Genomic DNA, 543 nt, shown 5'->3' with positions numbered 1-543 from the left:
GCACCAGTACCGGGCGTCGAGCGCCGTGCCGTCCAGCAGTGCGCCGGTGACCGTCGAGTAGAACGGCACCTGCCCCGCACGAGGCGTCAACGACGCCAACTCCGCCTCCAGGCCGGGCAGCAGGGCGTCCATGTGGTGGCTGTGGGAGGCGACCGGCGCCTCCAGCCATCCGCACGACACATCCGCGTCGTCCCACATCTCCAGCAGCGCGCCGATCGCGTCCGCGTCACCGGAGACCGCGGTCGAGGACGGCGTGTTCACCGCCGCCACCGACACCGCGTCCCCGTACGGGGCGATCGCCTCCGTCACCTGCTCCAGCGGGAGTTCCACCACCGCCATCCGGCCCACACCGGCAACCGCCTGCAGCGCGGCGCTGCGCACACCGATGACCCGCGCACCGTCCTCGACGGACAGCGCACCGGCCACCACCGCGGCCGCCACCTCACCCTGCGAATGACCCACCACGGCGGCCGGCTCCACACCCAGCGACCGCCACACCGCCGCCAGGCCCACATACACCGTGAACATCACCGGCTGCAGCAC

1 protein-coding gene is annotated in these 543 nt (G+C 72.7%); it reads right to left on the bottom strand.

Going from position 1 to position 543, the window contains the following annotated elements:
• A partial coding sequence (locus tag ACTMTU_RS36085; RefSeq protein ID WP_441267651.1) for an acyltransferase domain-containing protein occupies positions 1-543 on the bottom strand: 543 nt, incomplete at both ends.

The sequence above is a fragment of the Streptomyces sp. OZ13 genome (assembly GCF_052068155.1).
Lineage (GTDB): Bacteria > Actinomycetota > Actinomycetes > Streptomycetales > Streptomycetaceae > Streptomyces.
Note: the sequence above shows the minus strand (reverse complement) of the source record. Positions and strands in the feature narration are given on the sequence as shown.